This window comes from Comamonas sp. MYb21, assembly GCF_037479395.1.
Taxonomy (GTDB): domain Bacteria; phylum Pseudomonadota; class Gammaproteobacteria; order Burkholderiales; family Burkholderiaceae_C; genus Comamonas.
The window spans coordinates 56,612-78,543 of record NZ_JBBGZC010000002.1 but is presented as its reverse complement, the minus strand read 5'-3'; the positions used below and the strand labels follow the sequence as shown (position 1 = coordinate 78,543).

The following is a 21,932-nucleotide window of genomic DNA, read 5'->3' as shown; positions in this document are numbered from 1 at the left end:
AAGGACGGCCATGGCTGCCACTCTCGAAAACAAGCTGGTGGTCGCGATCTCCTCGCGGGCGCTGTTCAACTTTGAAGAAGAAAACCGGGTTTTCGAGCAGGACAAGGACCAGGCCTATGCCCAGCTGCAGCTGCAGCGGCTCGATATCCCCGCGCCACCGGGCGTGGCGTTCTCCTTGGTGCGCAAGCTGCTGGCGTTCAACAGTGGCACGGTGCAGAAGGTGGAGGTGGTGCTGCTCTCGCGCAATGACCCGGTCAGCGGCATGCGGGTGTTCCGCAGCTGCAAGGCCCATGGGCTTCACTCCATCCAGCGCGGGGTGTTCACCCAGGGGCGCGACCCTTTTCGCTACCTCAAGCCGCTGGGCGCGCATTTGTTCCTGTCGGCCAATGCCACCGATGTGCAGCAGGCGCTGCAGCTGGGCTTTCCGGCCGCGCGTGTGCTGACCGAATCGGCCCAGGCGCAGGACAGCCACCCCGATGAAGTGCGCATTGCCTTTGACGGCGATGCGGTGCTGTTCTCCGATGAGGCCGAGCGCGTCTTCCAGGCCCAGGGGCTGGATGCGTTCCAGCGCCATGAGATCGAGCATGCCACCCGGCCGCTGCCCGATGGCCCCTTCAAGCCGCTGCTGGCGGCGCTCCACCGGCTGCAGCAAGACACGCAAAGCCAGATGCGCATCCGCACCGCCCTGGTCACCGCCCGCAGCGCCCCCGCGCATGAGCGCGCGATCCGCACCCTGATGGACTGGAACATCGGCGTCGATGAAACCATGTTCTTGGGTGGCCTGGCTAAGGGCGAGTTTCTGCGTGAGTTCGAGCCTGATTTCTTCTTTGACGACCAGACCGGCCATGTGACCAGCGCGGCGGCCCATGTGCCGGCCGGCCATGTCAGCAGCGGCATCTCCAACCTCTGATCGCCTCCGCCCAAGCAAAACACAAACGCAAAAAAGCCGCTGGCTCCTGGTGGAGACAGCGGCTTTGGCGTTCATGCTTCTACAGCCAGCTGCTTAGAACTGCTTGATAAAGCCCAGCGAGACTGCACGGCCCTGCAGCGGCGCCGCGTTCTTGATGAACGAGGTGTGCACGTAGGCCAGCTTGTTGGTCAGGTTGTCCAGCTTCAGGTAGACCTGCCATGGCGTGCCATCGCTGGAGGTCTGGTGGTAGCTCACGCGCCAGTTCAGCATGCCGTAGCCCGGGGTCTCGCTTTCATAGTCCGCGACCTTGTTCTGGCGTTTGACCAGCTGCCACTGCGCTTCGCTCCTCCAGTTGGCCCATTTTCCGGCCACGCGCAGGCCCACGCGGGCAGGAGCCAGACGCGGGATCTTGCTGCCGTCTTCGAGCTTGGCATGCACCAGGTCACCGGTGGCGCCCACCGTCCAGTTCGCATTGATGCGGTGCTGGATCTGGCCTTCCAGACCGGTGAAGGTGGCGGTCTGCTGCGCATACTGCAGCAGCTGCAGGCCGTCGTGCTCATCGACGGTGCGGCCATAGATGTAGTTGTTCACCCGGTTGCGGTAAACATTGACCGAGTAGGTCGTGTCGCCCGCAGTGCGCGCAATGCCGATGTCGATATTGCCCGAGCGCTCCTTGCGCAGATCGGGGTTGCCCAGCTCATAGGTCGAGGTGGCCATGTGCAGGCCGCGCGCATACAGCTCTTCGGCCGTGGGCAAGCGGCTGGCCGAGGTGACATGGGCGCTCAGGCGGTAGCCCGGCATAAAGCGCCAGCTGCCGCCCAGCGACAGCGAATTGCCCTTGTGCTTGCGCACCAGGCCGTCGTCATTGGCATAAACGCTTTGCCAGTCGTGGCGCAGTGCGGCCTCGACGCCAAAGTCGCCAAAGCGGCGCTCTTCGAGCAGGTAGACGCCTTGGCTTTGCGTGCGGGTCGGCTGCACATAGGCTTCCTCACCGGTGGCGCTGAAGCGGCGCTGCGCGGCCTCAAAGCCGACCAGACCGGTCCAGCCGGCAATCGGCTCATGCAGCACATCGACACGCATGTCATGCGCGCGGTTCTTGAAGCTGGTGGAGATCTCGCCGCCCTCGATCTCGTCGTGGTGGTAGCGCGTCACGCCGCCGCGCACACGAATGGCCGACACACCGGCAAACGGCTGGCGCCACTCGGAGCGCAGGTCATAGCGCTCGCTGTGCATGTCCACCACCGGCACGCCTTCTTCCTCATGGTCGTGGTCATGGTCGTCATCCCCATGGTCATGGCCATCATGGCCGCCGCAGTGCAGGTGCAGGCCGTGGGTGTGGCAGCCTTCAAAGCTGTGGTTGTGGCCGGGCAGGCCGTAGCGCGCCTGGGTGCGGGTGTAGGCCAGGCCCACATAGCCGCTGTCGCCGATCCAGGACAGCCCGATGCTGCCGCCGGCATTGCGCGCGCGGCTGCCGTCCACCTTGTTGCCCAGGCCCCAGCCGCTGCCCACGCGGTAGTCATCGGCATTGCGGGCCATGCCCTCCATATGCAGGGCAAAGGGGCCCGAGCCCGCCGTCAGCGACAGGGCCGTCGCCGCGTCGTTGGCGCCCGTGCCGGCACGCACTTCGACCTGGCCTTCATAGCCCTTCTCCGGCACCTTGGTGGGGATCTTGTTGTCCAGCACATTGACCACACCGCCAATCGCGCCGGCGCCATAGATCAGCGCCGAGGGGCCGCGCAGCACCTCGATCTGGGTGGCCAGCATGGGCTCGCTCACCACCGCATGGTCGGGGCTGATGGTCGAGGCATCCTGGATCACCGCGCCATCGTTCAGTACCTTGACCCGCGCACCATCCATGCCGCGAATCACCGGGCGGCTGGCACCGGCACCAAAGTGCGTGGCCTGAATGCCGGGCTCATTGGCCAGGGTCTCGCCCAAACTGGCACCGCGCTTTTGCACCAGCTCATCGCCTTGCAGCACCGTCACCGGCGTGGTCATGTCGTCGACCGTGCGGTTGGTGCCGCTGGCCGACACCGTCACCTCGGGCAAGGTGGTGGTCGCAGTGGTCGTTGCCGGCGTGCTGTCTTCAGCGTTCTGCGCCAGCGCGGCGCTGCTCAGCAGCAGGCCGATCACCGCTGCTGCAACCGGGCGCAGATCACGCGCCTGTGGCTTGAAAATTGCTGTGCGCGCCACCAGCGGCTGCGCCTGTTGTGCATGGAAACCCATGGTCTACCCCTCGAAAAGCACATGCATCCAGCGCATGTGCGCGCGCAGCCCAGCACTGCTGGCTGAACCGGCCCGGCGCCATAACGCCGGGCAATTGCGCGGAAAAAACAAGACAGACCGGCCTGCGCTGCCCTGCACCATCAAAGGTCAGGGGTCAACGGCCGTGTCACTGGAACTAGGAGGGAGTGAGAGACGGAGGGCCACGCGCAAAGAACAGCGCCGGGCTTTGGCGCAGCAAGATGGCCAGCACGGTGGGTGCCGCTTCCTGCGCCGCCGCGAGCAAGGGCGCCTGCAGCGCATCGCAGAGCAGGCCGGCACCCAAGGCCATGTGCGAGAAGCCCTGACAGTCGGCTTCGGAGTGCTTGCCAAACAGGTCATGCCCGCCATGGCCGGGGCTGACTACGGTATCGCTGCTGTCGCGCTCGCCAGCCGGTGCCGTGGCCATGAGCGCAGCCGTCTGCAGCGCGCGGGCATGGAGGTGGCTGATTTCATGGACCTTGCCCAGCAGCGGCAGGCACAGCTGCGCAAAACACAGCCAGCACAGCAGCGCCATCACCCAGCCACGCAGCGGCCTGGGCGCATGCGCCGAGACAGACAGAGGGTGGAGAGCGCGCAGGGAAGACACAGGCCGGGCAGACAATCAAACCAGGGGGCCGCGCAGACGACGGCCACTATTGCAAATGAATTGCATTATGCCTGTAAATGCCAGGCAAAGCAGCACCTGGGGGACAAGGCCCGCAAAAAGACAAGGGCCCGCAATTCCGGGCCCTGCACTGCAGCTTGCGGTAGGGGCAGCTTACAAAAAGCGCTCCAGCAGCTTGCGCGACGCCTTGTCGAGGCGGTTCGTATCGGGCAGGCGGTAGTGCACGCCATCGGCCGAGGTGATCAGCAGGTTCTGGCGGCCATGCAGCTTGCGGATGTCCTCTTCGGCCTTCAAGGTCATGTGGACGGGGCCCCGGTCGGTCTCCAGGGTCCAGATGCTGGGGACGGAGAACGTGGAGACGCTGACAATGCGCTCGATCAGCGGCTGGAACTCGCGCGCGGCCAGGTCTTCGTCGAGCAGTGCGCGGGCGGCCGGGTCCACCGCGTCCATATCGGCGATCCACAGCACTTCCTTGCCGTCTTCGCCGACCAGGGAGATGCCCAGCGATGGTGCCGACAGCGGAAAGGCGCGCACCGGGTTGACCTGGTGGGGCCTGCCGTCCTTGTCCAGAACCAGACGGCCAAAGGGATTGCGGCTGAGCGCCAGCGGAGAGGAAATGGTTGTCATGAAAGGGCTTTCCTGGGCTGCTGATCAGCGGTTGTCATCGGACCCGTCCACATGGGACTTGGGCAGGGGCTGCATGTCATAGGTCACGCCCGCAGCGCGCGCGGTGACCACGCCAGCGGCTTCGGCATCTTCCTCGGCGCGGCGCGCCTGCGCCATGTACAAGCGCCAGTAGGCGCCTTCCTGGGCCATCAGCGCATCATGCGATCCGACTTCGACAATCTCGCCGCGGTCCATCACCACCAGGCGGTCGGCCTTGCGCAGGGTCGAGAGGCGGTGGGCAATCGCAATCGTCGTGCGGCCTTGCACCAGGTTGTCCAGCGCCCGCTGGATTTCCTTTTCAGTCTCGGTATCGACGGCCGAGGTCGCCTCGTCCAGGATCAGGATGCGTGGGTCGATCAGCAGCGCGCGCGCAATCGAGATGCGCTGGCGCTCACCGCCGGACAGGCCCTGGCCGCGCTCGCCGACCAGCGAGTCATAGCCATGGGGCAGGCGCAGGATGAACTCATGCGCATGGGCGGCGCGGGCAGCGGCCACAATCTCTTCGCGTGTCGCATCGGGCTTGCCGTAGGCAATGTTCTCGGCAATGGTGCCAAAGAACAGGAAGGGCTCCTGCAGCACCAGGCCGATATTGCTGCGGTAGTCGGACACCGCAATGCGGCGCACATCGATGCCATCGAGCTGGATCGAGCCATCAGTCACGTCGTAGAAACGGCTGATCAGGTTGACCAGGGTGCTCTTGCCCGAGCCGCTGTGGCCCACCAGGCCAATCATCTCACCGGGGCGGATCTGCAGGTTCAGGTCCTTGATGACGGTGCGGCTGCCATAGCGGAAACCGACGTTCTCCATCGTGATGGCGCCCTGCACCTTGCCCAGCTTGACCGGGTTGACCGGGTCGGGCACGTTGCTCACATGGTCGAGGATGTCAAAGATGCGCTTGGCGCCGGCGGCGGCCTTTTGCGTGACCGACACAATGCGGCTCATCGAATCGAGACGCGTGTAGAAGCGGCCGATGTAGGCGATAAAGGCGGTCAGCACACCGACAGTGATCGAGCCGCCAGCCACCAGGTAGATACCAAAGGCCCAGACGATCAACAGGCCGATTTCGGTCAGCAAGGTGACCGTGGGCGTGAACAGCGACCAGGTCTTGTTGACCCGGTCATTGGCTTCGAGGTTGACCTGGTTGGCAGCGGCAAAGCGGTCAGCCTCGCGCTGCTCTTGGGCAAAGGCCTTGACGACGCGGATACCGGGAATCGTGTCAGCCAGCACATTGGTCACTTCGGACCAGACGCGGTCGATCTTCTCGAAGCCGGTGCGCAGCTTGTCGCGCACCGTGTGGATCATCCAGGCGATGAAGGGCAGCGGCACCAGGGTCACCAGGGCCAGCCAGGGGTTGATCGAGAACAGGATCGCCGAGGTCATCACGATCATCAGCACATCGGTCGCAAAATCCAGTGCGTTGAGCGAGAGGAACAGGTTGATGCGGTCGGTTTCGGCACCGATACGGGCCATCAGGTCACCGGTGCGCTTGCTGCCGTAAAAATCGAGCGACAGCTTGAGCAGGTGGTTGTAGGTGGTGGTGCGCAGGTTGGCGCCGATGCGCTCGGAGACGCGCGCCAGCACAAAGGTGCGCGCCCAGCCCAGCAGCCAGGCGATCAGCGCCGAGACCAGCAGCGCGCCCAGGTAGAAGCGTACCAGGCCGGCATCGATCTTCTCGCCGTTCTGGAACGGGATCAGGATCTTGTCCATCAGCGGAATCGTCAGGTACGGCGCCACCAGCTGGGCGGCCGTGGTGCAGAGCGTCAGGACGAAACCCAACAACAATTGCATTTTGTAGGGTTTGGCAAAGCGCCACAGGCGCAGCAGCACCCAGCTCGAGGTCGGTGCATTCTGCTGGCGGGCGCAGGCCGGGCATTCTTCGCTGTCGGGGGGCAGCACGCTGCCGCAGACCGGGCAGAGCGAGCGCTCGTCCTCGACCACCTGGTAGGCCTCGTTGCGCAGCAAACGCTCACGTTGGCGCTCGAACTGCTGCATCAGGCCCAGCACCGCCGTCTGGTGGCTCAGGGTGATGCGCCACAGGCCCAGGCGCTGCGCGCTGTCATGCAGCTCCAGGCTGCCCACGCCGCCATGGTCAAAAAAACGCAGGCTCAAATCCGTTGATAGTACCCACTCACTCCACTGCTGGGCATCGGGATCAAAGGCCAGAAGGCGCTCCGAGGTCAGCACCACCTGGCCGCTGCCGAAGCGCAAATCCGAGGTCAGGTCAACGGGAGTGACGGCAAGCACGTTTTCCAGGGTGTTGAGCTTGGCTCGCAATTGGGTTCCTAGCGGACCCGCAAGGAATGCTGACGCGTCCGCGGAATGAAGATGTTGCATAAGGCGTTTTTTCTCTCCGCACGGGGCGGTGGCAGTGGTCCGGTGAACAACCGCATATTATTGTGGCGAACGGCGGCATGGGTCGCCCCGCCCTCATCTGTCTTTAACGTCTGACATGCCCAATAGGCTGACAGCGATTAATCTGCCTCATTTGGGCGCACAATGCTTTCCCATCTACGGCGATTCCCCCCGGAATTGTTACTTATGTTTATCCGTTGATCGATATGGCGAAATTCAATACCATCCAACTCTTGCGCACCACGTTTTTGCGCGGCCCCAGCGTCTGGACTTACCGCCCCGTATTGGAGGTCTGGCTGGACCTTGGAGAGCTGGAGGACTATCCCTCGAACAAGATCCCCGGGCTGAACGAGCGCCTCACCACCTGGCTGCCCGACCTGATCGAGCACACCTGCGGCGTCGGTGAACGCGGCGGCTTTATCCAGCGCCTCGAAGGCGGCACCTGGATGGGCCATGTGATGGAGCACGTGATCATCGAGCTGCTGAACCTGGCGGGCATGCCGGCCGAATTTGGCCAGACGCGCGAGATCTCCAAGCGCGGCGTCTACCGCATGGTGTTCCGCTGCCCCGAAGAGGCCGTGGCCCGCGTCGCGCTGGAGCATGGCCACCAGCTGCTGATGGCCGCGATCAACGACGAGCCCTACGACATCAAGCCGGCGGTCCATGCGATCAAGACGGCGATCAATGACCGCTACCTCGGCCCCTCGACTGGCTGCATCGTCGATGCCGCCAGCGAGCGCCGCATTCCCCATATCCGCCTCAATGACGGCAACCTGGTGCAGCTGGGCTATGGCGCTGCGCAGCGCCGCATCTGGACGGCCGAGTCCGACCAGACCAGCGCGATTGCCGAAGGCATTGCCCAGGACAAGGATTTCACCAAGCGCCTGCTGACCGCCTGCGGCGTGCCGGTGCCCGAAGGCCAGATCGTGGCCACCCCCGAAGAAGCCTGGGAAGTCGCCCAGGACATCGGCTTCCCCGTCACCGTCAAGCCGTCTGACGGCAACCACGCCCGGGGCGTGACCTTGGAGCTGTCGCAAGAGGCCGATATCAAGGCCGCGTTTGCGCTGGCCCAGCCCGAAGGCTCGGATGTCATCGTCGAGAAGTTCATCGATGGCGTCGAGCACCGCCTGCTGGTGGTGGGCGACAAGGTGGTCGCGGCCACCAAGGGCGAGACCGTCAGCGTCTACGGCAATGGCAAGGCCACCTTGCGCGAGCTGGTGGCTGTGCTCAATGAAGACCCCCGCCGGGGCCCCGAGCAGGAGTACCCGCTCGACTGGATCAAGCTCGAGGCCGGCGCCGTCAAGCTCGAACTCAACCGCCAGCATGTCACGCCCGATTCGGTCATTCCGCAAGGCCAGGGCGTGCTGCTGCAACGCAATGGCAACATGGCCATTGATTGCCTCGATGATGTGCACCCCGACGTCGCCTACTACGCCGTTTTGGCCGCCAAGATCGTCGGCCTGGACATTGCCGGCATGGACATGATCTTGAAGGACGTCTCCCAGCCGATGCAAGGCCAGGGCGCGATTCTCGAAGTCAACGCTGGCCCGGGCCTGTTGATGCACCTCAAGCCCACCAGCGGCGCGCCGCGCCCGGTCGGCATGGCCATTGCCGACCACCTCTTCCCGCGCGAAGAAGGTGCCGGCGCAGGCCGCATCCCGATCGTCGGCATTGTCGGCACGCAGAACAATGCGTTCATCGCGCGCCTCGTAGGCTGGATGCTGCAGCTGTCGGGCAAGCTCACCGGTGTGGCCAGCGATGAGGGCATGTTCCTGTCCAACCGCCAGACCCAGAAGACCAATACCGCCAACTGGGCCGGTGCGCACCGCCTGCTCACCAACCGCCTGGCGCAAGCGGCGGTGATCCAGACGACAGCCCGCTCCATTCTGGAAGAAGGCCTGGCCTATGACCGCTGCCTGGTCGGTGTCGTGACCGACATGCAGGGCTTCGAAGCCCTGCCCGACCACGATGTGCTCGAAGCCGGCCAGATGCGCCGCGTGATGCGCACCCAGATCGATGTGGTGCTGGACGAAGGCGCTGGCGTGCTCAACGCAGACCTGCCCGAAGTGGCCGACCTGGCCGAGCTCTGCGACGGCGAAGTGGTGCTCTACACCACCGATGCGAACAACGAGGCTGTGGCCGCCCACCGCGCCAACACCGAAGCCCAGCACGAAGGCGGCCGCGCCGTTCTCATCAAGGGCAACAACGTGGTGCTGGCCACCGGCGCGCAAGAGCGCGTGCTGGGCACCCTCGATGCGCTGAGCCTGCCGGGCGGCAAAAAGCCCGACACCTCGGCCCTGCTTGCCGCCATCGCCACGGCCTGGGCGCTGGATATCACCCCCGATCTGATCGGCGCCGGTATCAAGACCTTCGAGTACAACGCCTGATACGCCGGACACGGCTCTCCACGACGACAAGCATGCACGGCCCGCTGATTCAGCGGGCCCTCCATCTGAAAGAAACACTATGCAGCTCTCCCGCACCCGTGCCTTGCGTGGCCCCAACCTCTGGACCCGCAGCACCGCCATCGAGACCATCGTGCGCTGTGAAGACAGCGAACAGCGCTACAGCACCATCCCCGGTTTTGAAGAAAAACTGCGTGCGCGCTTCCCCAATATCGCCCCGCTGCAGCCCCATGGCGCCGACCAGGCGCTGTCGCTCGCCCATGTGCTTGAAATCGCTGCGCTGTCGCTGCAGGCACAAGCCGGCTGTCCAGTCACCTTCAGCCGCACCCATGTGACCACCGAGCCCGGCACCTACCAGGTTGTCGTCGAATACACCGAAGAGGCGGTGGGCAAGCTGGCGATGGAAAAGGCCGAAGCGCTGATCCAGGCCACCTTGAACGACAGCCCCTTTGATGCCGACGCCGCCATTGCGGCGCTGCGCGAGTTGGATGAAGACGAGCGCATCGGCCCCTCGACCGGCGCGATTGTGGACGCCGCCGTCGCCCGGGGCATCCCGTTCCGCCGTCTGACCAGCGGCTCGCTGGTGCAGCTGGGCTGGGGCTCCAAGGCCCGCCGCTTCCAGGCGGCCGAGATCGACTCGACCAGCGCCGTGGCCGAATCCATTGCGCAGGACAAGGACCTGACCAAGCGCCTGCTGCATGCCGCCGGCGTGCCGGTGCCCATGGGCCGCCCCGTGGCCGATGTGGAAGAGGCCTGGCAAGTGGCGCTGGAAGTGGGCCTGCCCGTCGTGGTCAAGCCCCAGGACGGCAACCAGGGCAAGGGCGTGGTGGTCAACATCACCACCCGCGAAGGCCTGGAAGCCGCTTACAAGACCGCCAGCGAATTTGGCGACGAGATCATGGTCGAGCGCTTTTTGCCCGGCCACGACTTCCGCCTGCTCGTGGTGGGCGGCCAACTGGTCGCTGCTGCCCGCCGCGAGCCGCCCCAGGTGCTGGGCGACGGCCAGCACACCATCCGCGAGCTGGTGAACCTGGTCAACCAGGACCCACGCCGGGGCACCGGCCACGGCACCGCGCTCACCAAGATCCGCCTCGATGACATCGCCATCGCCCGCATTGCCAGCGAAGGCATGACCCCCGACAGCGTGCCCGGCCAGGGCCAGCGCGTGGTGCTGCGCAACAATGCCAACCTGTCCACCGGCGGCAGCGCCACCGATGTGACCGATGACGTGCATCCCGAAATCGCCGCCCGCGCGATCGAAGCAGCGCAGACCATTGGCCTGCACATCTGCGGCGTGGACGTGGTCTGCGAGACCATGCTCAAGCCGCTCGAAGAGCAAAGTGGCGGCATTGTCGAAGTCAACGCCGCCCCTGGCCTGCGCATGCACCTGGCGCCCTCGTTCGGCAAGCCCCGCCATGTCGGCGTGCCCATGGTCGACGAGATGTTCAGCGCCGGCAACGACGGCCGCATTCCGCTCGTTGCCGTGACCGGCACCAACGGCAAGACCACGACCACCCGTGTCATCGCCCATCTGTTCACCTCGCACGGCTGGCGCACCGCGATGACCAACACCGATGGCGTCTACGTCAACGGCCGCCAGATCGACAGCGGCGATTGCTCGGGCCCGCGCAGCGCGCGCAACGCCCTGGCCCACCCCGAGACCGATGCCGCCGTGCTCGAATGCGCACGCGGCGGCATTCTGCGCGAGGGCCTGGGTTTTGACCGCTGCCAGGTGGCCGTGGTCACCAACGTGGGTGAAGGCGACCACCTGGGTCTGAACTTCATCACCACCAAGGAAGATGTGGGTGTCTTGAAGCGCGTGATCGTGCAGAACGTCGCCCCCACCGGCTATGCGGTGCTCAACGCCGCCGACCCGCTGGTCGCCGCGATGGCCCATGTCTGCCCCGGCAAGGTGATCTTCTTCGCCGCTGACCGCCACCACCCCGTGATGGCCACGCACCGCGCCCAAGGCAGCCGCGTGGTCTATGTCGATGGCGACAGCATCGTGGCCGCCGAAGGCTCCTGGCGCGAGTCGATCCCGCTGCGCGAGATCCCGATCACCCGCAATGGCGCGATCACCTTCCAGGTCGAGAACGTCATGGCCTCCATCGGCGCCGCCTGGGCCGCCGGCCTGCCCTGGCAGACCATCCGCCGTGGCCTGGCCGGCTTTGTCAACGACAGCGACAACGCCCCTGGCCGCTTCAATGTGATGGACTACCGCGGTGCGACGATCATTGCCGACTACGGCCACAACCCGGATGCCATCCGCGCGCTGATCCAGGCCGTGGAAGCCATGCCTGGCAACAAGCGCAGCGTGGTCATCAGCGGCGCTGGCGACCGCCGGGACGAAGACATTCGCGTGCAGACCGAGATGCTGGGCGAAGCCTTCGACGACGTCATCCTCTACCAGGATGCCGCCCAACGCGGCCGCGCCGACGGCGAAGTCATCGCGCTGCTGCGCCAAGGCCTGCAAGGCGCCAGCCGCACCAGCTACGTGACCGATATCCACGGCGAGTTCATCGCCATCGACCACGCGCTCGCACGCCTGCAACCGGGCGACCTCTGCCTGGTGCTGGTCGACCAGGTCGAAGAAGCGCTGGAGCACCTGCAGCGCCACGTGGCCCAAGCCGCCGCCCAGGCCTGATCCGGCCCCCGCATGCACCGGCCACCGCGCCGGTGCAGCCCTCTCTCTTTTTCGGACGCCCTCCATGCTGACCACCTCTTCCTGGCGCCGCACCCTCGCCGCCGCAGGCTGCCTGGCCGCCACCGCCGCCTGGGCCCAACCGGACACCATCGGCTCGGTGGACACGGTGTTCAAGTTCATCGGCCCCGACCACAAGATCGTTGTCGAGGCCTATGACGACCCTTTGGTCAAGGGCGTCACCTGCTATGTCTCCCGCGCCCGCACGGGCGGTGTCAAGGGCGCGCTGGGCCTGGCAGAAGACCGCTCCGAAGCCTCGATTGCCTGTGTGCAGGCCGGGCCGATCAGTATCGACAAGCCTTTGAAGCAGCAGGAAGAGGTGTTCAGCGAGCGGACCTCGCTGCTGTTCAAGCGTTTGCGGGTGGTGCGCATGGTGGATGCGGCGCGCAATACTTTGGTGTACATGACGTACTCCGATAAGGTGATTGAGGGCTCACCGCAGAACAGTGTGACGGCGGTGGCGGTGCCTGCTTCTACGGTTATTCCGGTGAAGTGACCGGTAGCTGCTCTGCGCTGATTACTTAGGGCTGCAGGTTCGCTGCAGTGCTTCTTAATTTGCGGTTTTTACTACTGGCGTAGGGCAGCTGGCCGGGTCTCGCCCCGGCGGGCGAGGTACTTTTCTTGGCGACCAAGAAAAGTACCCAAAAGAAGGTCGCCCCTGCTGCTTGCGACCCTTCGCGTTGCGAAGGGCAACCTGTGTCGTGGCGTTTGTGGGGTGTGCCGCGAAACTCACTACGCGCTGAAAGCGCTCCGTTCGGACAGACGCGGCAAGCTAGTTCACGATGCACTGGCACTCTTCGGTGCCAGCGCCACCCCACAAACACCACGCCCCAGGCGCATGCAAAAGGGGGATGCGAACACCCCAACAGCCCAATACCAGTAGGCCATCGCTACGCTCGGCCCCACAAACAGGCCGAGCGCAGCGATGGCCTGAGTCTGCGAATCTCCCCTTCTGAATGCGCCGAGGAGCACAGGGTATGGGCTGGGCAGTTGCACCGCAGAGTGCAACTGTTTCGTGAACTGACTCACCGCGTCTGTCTGAACGGAGCGCCTCTGGCGCGTAGTGAGTTTCGCGGTGCAGCCCATACCCGAGCACCACAGGTTGCCCGCAGCGAAGCGAAGGGACGCAGTCAGCAGGGGCAGCCTTCTTTTGGGTACTTTTCTTGGCTGAGCAAGAAAAGTACCTCGCCCGCCGGGGCGAGACCCGGCCAGCTGCCCTACGCCAGTAGTAAACAGCGCCAATAAAGAAGCAAACCCATCAAGCCTGTCGCTCCAAAGGCTCCACCAGCCCTTGCCACAACAAACTAGCATCCGCCAACCCAGCCACCTTCCCGATGACCATCATGCAAGGACTCCCCAACCCACTCCCCTGCAAACAACTCACCAAGCAAGCCAAAGACGTCAACACCGACCGCTGACTCGGCAAACTAGCGTTCTGCACCAAGGCCACCGGCGTATCCGGCGCCAGGCCACCGGCCAGCAAGCCTGCTTCGATCAAAGGCGCCGCCGCCACTCCCATGTACACCACCAGGCTGAGCGACAAGGCCTCAGCCGTAGCGCCCAACTGGCGCCAATCCAGAGGCTCCCCACCCGGCTTGGCATGGCCGGTCACAAAGACCACGCCATGGGCGTAGTCGCGGTGGGTCAGCGGCACACCCAGGCTGGTGGCAGCGGCCAGGCCCGAGGTGATGCCGTTGATGACTTCCACCTGCACGCCCTGGGCCTGCAGGTGGGCGACCTCCTCGCCGCCCCGGCCAAAGATGAAAGGGTCGCCGCCTTTGAGGCGCACCACCGTCTCACCCTGGCGGGCGGCCATCACCATCAGCTTTTCAATAAAGGCCTGCGAGGTGCTGGCCCGGCCACCGCGCTTGCCCACATAGATGGTGCGGGTGGCGGCTGGGGCCAGCGCCACGATGTCGGCGGAGACCAGGTCGTCGACCAACAGCAAGGTGGCGGCCTGGATCGCGCGCCAGGCGCGCAGCGTCAGCAGCTCCGGGTCGCCGGGGCCGGCTCCCACCAGGTAGCAGCGGCCGGCGGCAAGGGGCGTGGTGGCAATGGCATGCATGGCAAGACCTTTCAAAAGCATCAGGCAGAAGGGGCCAACGCGGCCGGGGCCACGCGCTGCACCAGCTGCTTGAGTTGGGGAATGCAGGAGCCGCAGCGTGTGCCGCAGCCCAAGGTGTTTTTGAGCTGCAGCAGGCGCTGCTCCGGCGCGCCATCCATCGTGGCCAAGGCCTCGCCAATGGCAGCCTCGTCCACATTCATGCAGGCGCAGACCTGGCGTGCGCGGGTGGGCAACGCGGCAGGCGCCTGGCTGCCCGAGGACAGTAGCAGGCGGCCAAAGCTGCGCGTGGGTTGCTCGTCGCGCAGCACCGGCGCCAGCCACTGGCCGGCACTGGCATCGCCGCAGAGCAAGAAGGCCTGCAGCACCGGCTCGCCCGCCTGCTCGCCCATGGCGATGGCGCGGCTGCACTGGCGCTGGGCATCGGCATAGCGCAGGGTCTGCGGCCCATCGAGCTGCAGCAGCTGCTGCAAACGCACCAGCAAGGCCGCCGGCGGCGCCTGGCGCGCGGCAGCGCGGAACTGCACGCCATTGCGCCCCTGGCCGGCAGCGCCATCGAGCGGCACGGCCCGGCCAAACAGCACGCAGCTGGCAAAGTCGAACTCGCCCAGCAAGGCCGCCAGCGCCTGGCGCGTGGCCAGCACCTGGCGGTCATCGAGCCAGGCCATGCCCAGGCACTGCCAGGGCAGGCTGGCTTTTTCCAGTTGCACCGCCACGTGCTTGAGCTCGGGCTGCTTGGAGCGCGGGCAGCGCTCGGGTGTGGTCAGCGCGTTCACGCCTGCCAGGCGCTGGCCGTCGACCGTGCTGCCGCTCAGGTGCATGCTGCCCCAGTGCATTGGCAGGTTCAGCTGCGCGGGCTGCAGACCGGCATCGGCTTGCACCGGCAGCACCAGGCTGCCATAGCGGCTGTGCAGCTGCACCAGGTCGCCGTCCTGCAGCTGCAGCCGGCGCATGTCCTGCGGGTGGGCCTGCACGCTGGGTTCGCTCGCCTGGGCAAACAGGCGGCCGAGCTGACCGGTGCGGCTCATGCCATGCCACTGGTCGCGCAGCCGGCTGGTGTTCAGGCTGAAGGGGAACTGCGCATCGCGCGGCACGGCCACCGGCTTCCAGGCCTGGGCGTCAAAGCGGGCGCGGCCATCGTCGGTCGCAAACCGGCCATCGCTGTAGAGGCGCTGCCGCCCTTGGGCGGCGCCGCTGGGCAGCGGCCACTGCTGCGGGCCTTGTGCCTCCAGCAGCGCCCAGCTCAGGCCCGTGATGTCCAGGTCGCGCCCGCGTGTGCTGTCGCGGTGCTCCATCCAGATGGCTTCGCAGCCGCGCTCGGCCTGCACCGTGTCATAGGCAAACAGGCTGGGGCGGCCGGGCCGCAGATGGCGCTCGAGCCGCTGGGCCAGCTGCACGCCGATCTGCCAGTCATGGCGCGCCTGGCCGGGCGCGGCCACGGCAGCGCGCACCCGCGATATGCGGCGCTCGCTGTTGGTGACCGTGCCCAGCTTCTCGCCCCAGGTGGTGGCGGGCAGCAGCCAGTCGGCATAGGCTGTCGTCTCGGTCTGGGCAAAGGCCTCCTGCACCACCACCAGCTCAGCCCGCTCCAGCGCGCGGCGCACCATGGCCTGCTCGGGCAGGCTCTGCGCCGGGTTGGTGCAGGCAATCCACAAGGCCTTGATCTGGCCATCGGCCGCCGCCTCGAACATCTCCAGCGCTGACTTGCCCGGCAGCGCCGGCACGGCATCTATGCCCCAATGCTGGGCCACCTCGGCCCGGTGCTGCGGGTTGGCCATGTCGCGGTGGGCGCTGAGCAGGTTGGACAGGCCGCCCACCTCGCGCCCGCCCATCGCATTGGGCTGGCCGGTCAAGGACAAGGGGCCGGCGCCCGGCTTACCAATCTGGCCGGTGGCCAGGTGCAGGTTGATCAGCGCCGCATTGTTGGCCGTACCGCTGCTGCTTTGGTTGAGCCCCTGGCAGTACAGGCTGAGCGTGGGCAGCCGTTCGCTGTGGCTGCCCGGCGCATCCGCCCCGCCCCAGGCGATCCACTGGGCCGCCAGGTACAGGTCGGCCAGCGCCAGGCCGCAGACCTGGGCCACCCGCTCCGGGGTCGCTTCGCGCACCACGGCCTGCAGCTGCGCAAAGCCGCTGGTATGCGCATCGATAAAGGCCGCATCGGCCCAACCCTGGGCCAGCATGATGTGCAAGAGGCCATGGCAGAGCATCACATCGGTGCCCGGCTGCAAAGCCAGATGCAGATCGGCCAGCTCGGCGGTCTCGGTGCGGCGCGGGTCGACGACGATGATCTTGCGCTCGGGGTGGCGCGCCTTGGCCTCTTCCACGCGCCGGAACAGGATCGGGTGCGCCCAGGCCATATTGCTGCCGCTGATGAACAGGCAGCCGGCCAGGTCGATGTCTTCGTAGCAGGCCGGTGGCGCATCCGCGCCCAGGGTGGCCTTGTAGCCGGCCACCGCACTGCTCATGCACAGGCGCGAGTTGGTGTCCAGGTTGTTCGTGCCCAGCAAGCCCTTGACCAGCTTGTTGAACACGTAGTAGTCCTCGGTCAGCAGCTGGCCGCTCAGGTAAAAACCCAGCGCATCGGGGCCATGGTCGGCGCGGATCTGCAGCAGCTGGGCGGCCAGGCTGTCCAGCGCCGTGTCCCAGCTGCGGGCCTCGGGCGCGGCGCCGCGCTGCAGGCGCTGCATCGGTTGCAGCAAGCGGCTTTGCCGCGCCAGCGCGGGCGCTGCCGTCAGGTGCAGGCTGCTGCCCTTGGTGCAGAGCTTGCCCTGGTTGGCGGGGTGTTCAGGGTCGCCGCGCACGGCGGTGATCTGCTGGCCGTCGGACGTGATGATCACGCCGCAGCCCACGCCGCAATAGGGGCAGGTGGATCGGGTCTCGGGCATGGCGGCTCGCTCCGGTGTGCGGCCTTAAGCGGCCACGGTGGATGGCGACGGGCTGCAACTGGAGGCAGAAGAACCGCAGCGCCCCAGGCCCACCGGCCCTGCTACAGGACGGGTCTGCGCCAGCGCATGCCCGGCCAGCTCATCGGCGCGCAGCTGCACCGCGCTGCCCTCCAGCCGCACCGCAAAGCGCGGGGTGCAGCCCTCATCGGGGGCTGCGGCCTCGCCGGTGGCCAGCGCAATCGTCCAGTTGTGCAAGGGGCAGGCCACGCTGCTGCCAAACACCAGGCCTTGCGACAAGGGCCCGCCCTTGTGCGGGCAGCGGTCGAGCAGCGCAAACACCTCGCCGCTGGCGGTGCGGAACACGGCGACATCCAGCCCCTGGGCGCGGGCCACACGGCGGGCGCCCAGCACCGGAATCTCATCGATGGCGCAGATGGTGATCCATTCATTCATGTCGGTCTCCTGGCAGCGCGGCATCATGCGCCGGCGGTGGTGGTGGCGGGTGCGGAAAGGGCCGCCAACACAGGCGCAGCCTGCAGTGCGGGCAGCACCGGCAGCGGCTGGAACTGGCGCAGGTCCACGCTCGCCTTGTCGGTCTCGAACCAGGGGTCGGGCTCGCCGTCGAGCGCCTGCTGCAGCTGGGCCCAGAGCGCCTGGCGGCCAGCTGTATCGTCCAGAATGCGGCGCTTGACATGGTCGAGCCCCACGCGGTTCACGTAGTGCACCGTGCGCTCCAGGTACCAGCCCTCCAGCCGGTAGAGCTGCATGAAGGCGCCGGTGTACTCCAGCACCTCCTCGGCAGTCTTGAGCTTGGTGAGAAAGTGCGCCACCTCGGTCTTGATGCCGCCATTGCCGGCGATGTACATCTCCCAGCCCGAATCCACGCCGATAATGCCCACGTCCTTGATGCCCGATTCGGCGCAGTTGCGCGGGCAGCCGCTGACGGCAAACTTCACCTTGTGCGGCGCATACATGCGCCACATCGCACGTTCGAGGTCCTTGCCCATCTGCGTGCTGTCCTGCGTGCCCATGCGGCACCACTCGCTGCCCACACAGGTCTTGACGGTGCGCAGCGCCTTGGCATAGGCATGGCCGCAGGGCATGCCTATGTCGTTCCACACGCCTTGCAGGTCTTCCTTTTTCACGCCCAGCAGGTCGATGCGCTGGCCGCCGGTCACCTTCACGGTGGGGATCTGGTACTTGTCCACCACATCGGCAATGCGGCGCAGCTCGGCGGCCGTGGTCTCGCCCCCCCACATGCGCGGGATCACGCTGTAGGTGCCATCCTTTTGGATATTGGCGTGGCTGCGCTCGTTGATGAAGCGGCTTTGCGGGTCGTCGCGCGCCTCCTTGGGCCAGGTGCTGATCAGGTAGTAGTTGATGGCCGGGCGGCAGCTGGCGCAGCCATTGGGTGTCTTCCATTCCATGAAGCGAAAGACGCTGTCGGTCGTCAGCAGCCGCTGCTCGCGGATCGCATCGCGCACCGCCTGGTGGCCGTGGTCGCTGCAGCCGCACATGGGTTTGGTTTTGGGCGATGCCGAATAATCCCCACCCACGGTAAACATGATGATCTGCTCAACCAGGCCGGTGCAGGAGCCGCAGCTGGCACTGGCCTTGGTGTGCTTGCGCACGTCATCCAGGGTGAACAGGCCCTTGTCCTTGATGGCCTTGCAGATGGCGCCCTTGCTCACGCCATTGCAGCCGCAGACCTCGTCGCCATCGGCCAGTGCGGCAGCCTTGTTCTGGCCCTGGTGGCCGGCATCGCCCAGGTTGGATTCGCCAAACATCAGCTTGTCGCGGATATCGGCCACGCTGCGGCCTTCGCGCAGCAGCTTGAAGTACCAGCTGCCATCGACCGTGTCGCCATAGAGGCACGCGCCCACCAGCCGGTCTTCCTTGATCACCAGCTTTTTGTAGACGCCCGAGTAGGGGTCGCTCAGCACGATCTGCTCGGTGCCCTCCCCACCCTGGAAATCCCCGGCCGAGAACAGATCAATGCCGGTGACCTTGAGCTTGGTGGAGGTGAGCGAGCCCTGGTAGCGGCCAATGCCCATCTCGGCCAGGTGGTTGGCCAGCACCTTGCCCTGCTCAAACAAAGGCGCCACCAGGCCATAGGCAATGCCCCGGTGCGCGGCGCACTCGCCCACCGCATAGATGCGCGGGTCGGTGATGGTCTGCATGGTGTCGCTGACGACAATGCCCCGGTTCACATGCAGGTGCATGGCCTCGGCCAGCGCCGTGTTGGGGCGGATGCCGACGGCCATCACCACCAGATCGGCCTCGATCTCGCGGCCATCGGCAAAGCGCAGCGCACGCACCCGGCCTTCGGCGTTGCCCAGCAACTCCTGCGTCTGCGCCTGCATGAAAAACTGCATACCCCGCTCGATCAGCGATTTCTTCAGCAGCTGCCCGGCCTGGTCATCCAACTGCCGCTCCATCAGCCACTCGCCGGCATGCACCACTGCCACCTGCATGCCGCGCTTCATCAGGCCATTGGCCGCCTCCAGCCCCAGCAGGCCGCCGCCAATGACCACCGCATGGCGCCAGTGCCGGGCCGCATCGATCATCGCCTGGGTATCGGCAATATCGCGGTAGGCCAGCACGCCTTGCAGCTCCTTGCCCGCAATGGGCAGCATGAAGGGGTTGGAGCCCGTTGCCAGAATCAGCCGGTCGTAGTCGGCCGTCACCGCCTCACCATCGGCATTGCGGGCATGCACCACACGGCGGGCGCGGTCCACCGCATGCACCGTGCAGCCGGCATGCAGGCGCACGCCATGCGTCTCGTACCAGCGCCAGTCGTTGAGCACGATGTCATCCAGGGTCTGCTCGCCCGCCAGCACCGGCGACAGCAGGATGCGGTTGTAGTTGGGGTGGGGCTCTGCGCCAAATACCGTTATCTCGTACAGATCCGGTGCCAGCGCAAGCAGCTCTTCGAGCGCACGCACACCCGCCATACCGTTGCCAACCATGACCAACTTGATTTTTTTCATAGCATTTCCCGTGGGCAGCACAAAAAAAAGACGTCTAGGCGCCGCATGCCAGGCATGCGCGCTTAGACGTCTTTGTCTTTGGACGGTAGCGCCACTGTGCACCACCACCCGGTGGCCGCCATGGCCACGCCAAGAGCTATGCAAGTTCCATACCAAGTTGGCTGTCGAAGCGCGCCCGCAGCCGCGCATCGCCTGTGCACATTTTTTGTGCTGCCTCGGTGCCACACTGGCGCCGCCCTGCCTCATTTGCGTGCACAAAAAAGGCGCTCCCTATGAAGCGCCTGTTGCTAGCTAAGTAGGCTTTATCAGGCCACCTTCTCCACATGCACCTGGCGGGTGTAGAGAAAATCGATCACCGCCTTGCGGCAGGTCTGGTACTGCGCATCCTCGGCCAGCGCCACCCGGTTGCGCGGGCGGGCCAGCGGTACCGTCAGCACCTCGCCAATCGTCGCAGCCGGCCCATTGGTCATCATCACAATCTTGTCGGACAGCAGCACGGCTTCATCCACATCATGGGTCACCATCACCACGGTGCTGCGCGTGCGCGCAACGATCTCCAGCAGCTCGTCCTGCAGCTTGGCACGGGTCAAGGCATCGAGGGCGCCAAAGGGCTCGTCCATCAGCAGCACCTGCGGCTCCATCGACAGCGCCCGGGCAATGCCCACGCGCTGCTTCATGCCGCCCGAGATCTCACCGGGGCGCTTGTGCGCAGCATGCGTGAGGCCCACCAGCGCCAGCGCGGCATCGGTGCGGGCGGCGAGCTGGGCCTTGTGCTCGCGCGCGCCAAACACCCGCTCGACTGCCAGGTGCACATTGGCCCAGCAGGTGAGCCAGGGCAGCAGCGAATGGTTCTGGAACACGACGGCGCGCTGCGGCCCCGGCCCCTTGATCTCGCGGTTGGCGCAGAGCAAGGTGCCTTCGCTGGGGCTGGTGAGCCCGGCAATCAGGTTCAGCAATGTGGATTTGCCGCAGCCCGAGTGGCCGATCAGGCTGACAAACTCGCCCTGGGCAATCTCCAGGTTGATGCCCTGCAGCGCCTGAAAAAGGCCCTTGGCGGTCTTGAAGCTTTGCGCCACCTGCTGGATCTCGATGTACTTGCCCTGGGGCGTGGCGGGGATGTTGAGCGTGTTGGGCGTCATGCCTTGACCTCCTCAAAAGTGAATGCCGAAGCCAGGCGGATCAGCGCCCATTCCAGCAGTAGGCCCACGAGGCCGATGACAAAGATCGCAATGATGATGTTCTTGACATTGAGGTTGTTCCACTCGTCCCAGACCCAAAAGCCAATGCCCACGCCACCGGTCAGCATCTCGGCAGCAACGATCACCAGCCAGGCGGTGCCGACGGCCAGGCGCACGCCCGTCAGCATATAGGGCAGCACGGCGGGGAAGAGGATGGTCGTGGCAATCTTCCATTCACTGAGGTTCAGCACCCGCGCCACATTCATATAGTCCTGCGGCACGCGCTGCACGCCTACGGCCGTGTTGATCACCATCGGCCAGATCGAGCAGATGAAGATGGTCCAGATTGCCGCCGGGTTCGCGCCCTTGAACACCAGCAGGCCAATGGGCAGCCAGGCCAGGGGCGAGACCGGGCGCAGCAGGCTGATCACCGGGTTGAACATGCGCGAGAGAAAGTCAAAGCGGCCAATGACAAAGCCCAGCGGAATGCCGACCAGTGCCGCCAGGCCAAAGCCGATGCTCACCCGCTGCAACGAGGCCAGCACGTTCCAGCCCACGCCCTGGTCATTGGGGCCGTTGCGGTAGAAGGGATCGCGAAAAATCTCCTGCGCCTGGGTCCAGGTCTCCTGCGGGCCCGGAATGCCGGGGTTGCCCTGGGCGATGATGGACCACAGCACCAGCAGCAGGCCAAAGCCCAGCACGGGCGGCAGCAGGCTTTGCACCAGCGCGCCAAAGCGCTGCTGCCAAAGGGCAGCCATATCGCGCTTGGCGGCGGCAGGCACGGCAGGCGTGGCAGCAGCAGGCTGGCTGCCCGCTACCACCGGCAAACTCCGCGCCATGTGCTCATGGATGGACAACACCTTGCGCTCGGCTGGGGCCGGCGTGGGCAGGGGCGAAACACTCTCTCGCAATGC

Annotated in this window: 14 protein-coding genes; 4 read left to right on the top strand and 10 right to left on the bottom strand. The window is 65.8% G+C overall.

From position 1 onward, the window contains the following. Positions 1-10 precede the first annotated feature (10 nt). Positions 11-910, top strand: coding sequence for a 5'-nucleotidase (locus tag WH367_RS03310; protein ID WP_133857682.1), 900 nt, complete (start codon positions 11-13; stop codon positions 908-910). Positions 911-1,003: 93 nt separating this feature from the next. Here the strand turns inward: WH367_RS03310 and WH367_RS03305 are convergent, their stop codons facing one another. The 4 genes from WH367_RS03305 to WH367_RS03290 all read right to left on the bottom strand — a co-directional run bounded on the left by WH367_RS03305 (position 1,004) and on the right by WH367_RS03290 (position 6,779). Then, positions 1,004-3,136, bottom strand: coding sequence for a TonB-dependent receptor domain-containing protein (locus WH367_RS03305; protein WP_339534223.1), 2,133 nt, complete (start codon positions 3,134-3,136; stop codon positions 1,004-1,006). A 175-nt stretch (positions 3,137-3,311) separates the two neighbouring features. Next, positions 3,312-3,761, bottom strand: a complete 450-nt coding sequence (locus WH367_RS03300; RefSeq protein WP_339534221.1) for a hypothetical protein — start codon at positions 3,759-3,761, stop codon at positions 3,312-3,314. A gap of 171 nt (positions 3,762-3,932) precedes the next feature. Then, a complete protein-coding gene (locus WH367_RS03295) occupies positions 3,933-4,406 on the bottom strand; it encodes a cyanophycin metabolism-associated DUF1854 family protein (RefSeq protein WP_312988878.1) in 474 nt (157 codons plus the stop codon). Between the two features lie 24 nt (positions 4,407-4,430). After that, entirely contained in the window at positions 4,431-6,779 is a 2,349-nt protein-coding gene (locus WH367_RS03290; protein WP_339534219.1) for a cyanophycin metabolism-associated ABC transporter, read from the bottom strand. A gap of 224 nt (positions 6,780-7,003) precedes the next feature. Here WH367_RS03290 and WH367_RS03285 point away from each other — a divergent pair, with 224 nt between their 5' ends. The 3 genes from WH367_RS03285 to WH367_RS03275 all read left to right on the top strand — a co-directional run bounded on the left by WH367_RS03285 (position 7,004) and on the right by WH367_RS03275 (position 12,399). Beyond that, positions 7,004-9,184 carry a cyanophycin synthetase gene (locus WH367_RS03285; protein WP_339534218.1) on the top strand — a complete coding sequence of 727 codons (2,181 nt, stop codon included), beginning with the start codon at positions 7,004-7,006 and terminating at the stop codon, positions 9,182-9,184. A gap of 79 nt (positions 9,185-9,263) precedes the next feature. Continuing rightward, positions 9,264-11,846 (top strand): cyanophycin synthetase, encoded by a 2,583-nt coding sequence (gene cphA, locus WH367_RS03280; RefSeq protein WP_339534216.1) that lies wholly within the window; start codon positions 9,264-9,266, stop codon positions 11,844-11,846. A gap of 64 nt (positions 11,847-11,910) precedes the next feature. Further along, entirely contained in the window at positions 11,911-12,399 is a 489-nt protein-coding gene (locus WH367_RS03275) for a CreA family protein (RefSeq protein WP_339534214.1), read from the top strand. 762 nt (positions 12,400-13,161) lie between these two features. Here WH367_RS03275 and cobA read toward each other — a convergent pair. The 6 genes from cobA to ntrB form a co-directional block, all read right to left on the bottom strand. Beyond that, entirely contained in the window at positions 13,162-13,968 is an 807-nt protein-coding gene (gene cobA / locus WH367_RS03270; RefSeq protein ID WP_339534213.1) for a uroporphyrinogen-III C-methyltransferase, read from the bottom strand. A 20-nt stretch (positions 13,969-13,988) separates the two neighbouring features. Beyond that, positions 13,989-16,850, bottom strand: a complete 2,862-nt coding sequence (locus tag WH367_RS03265) for a nitrate reductase (RefSeq protein ID WP_339534211.1) — start codon at positions 16,848-16,850, stop codon at positions 13,989-13,991. Between the two features lie 24 nt (positions 16,851-16,874). Then, the gene (nirD, locus tag WH367_RS03260; protein WP_339534209.1) at positions 16,875-17,303 is read right to left on the bottom strand and encodes a nitrite reductase small subunit NirD; all 429 of its coding nucleotides are present in this window, start codon (positions 17,301-17,303) and stop codon (positions 16,875-16,877) included. Between the two features lie 23 nt (positions 17,304-17,326). Continuing rightward, on the bottom strand, positions 17,327-19,840 hold the full coding sequence (gene nirB, locus WH367_RS03255; RefSeq protein WP_339534207.1) for a nitrite reductase large subunit NirB: 2,514 nt from the start codon (positions 19,838-19,840) through the stop codon (positions 17,327-17,329). A 305-nt stretch (positions 19,841-20,145) separates the two neighbouring features. Continuing rightward, complete coding sequence (locus WH367_RS03250) at positions 20,146-20,979, bottom strand: ABC transporter ATP-binding protein (protein WP_339534206.1); 834 nt, start codon at positions 20,977-20,979, stop codon at positions 20,146-20,148. Next, positions 20,976-21,857 (bottom strand): nitrate ABC transporter permease, encoded by an 882-nt coding sequence (ntrB, locus tag WH367_RS03245; protein WP_339534588.1) that lies wholly within the window; start codon positions 21,855-21,857, stop codon positions 20,976-20,978. Before ntrB ends, WH367_RS03250 begins: the two co-directional genes overlap by 4 nt. Positions 21,858-21,932 lie beyond the last annotated feature (75 nt).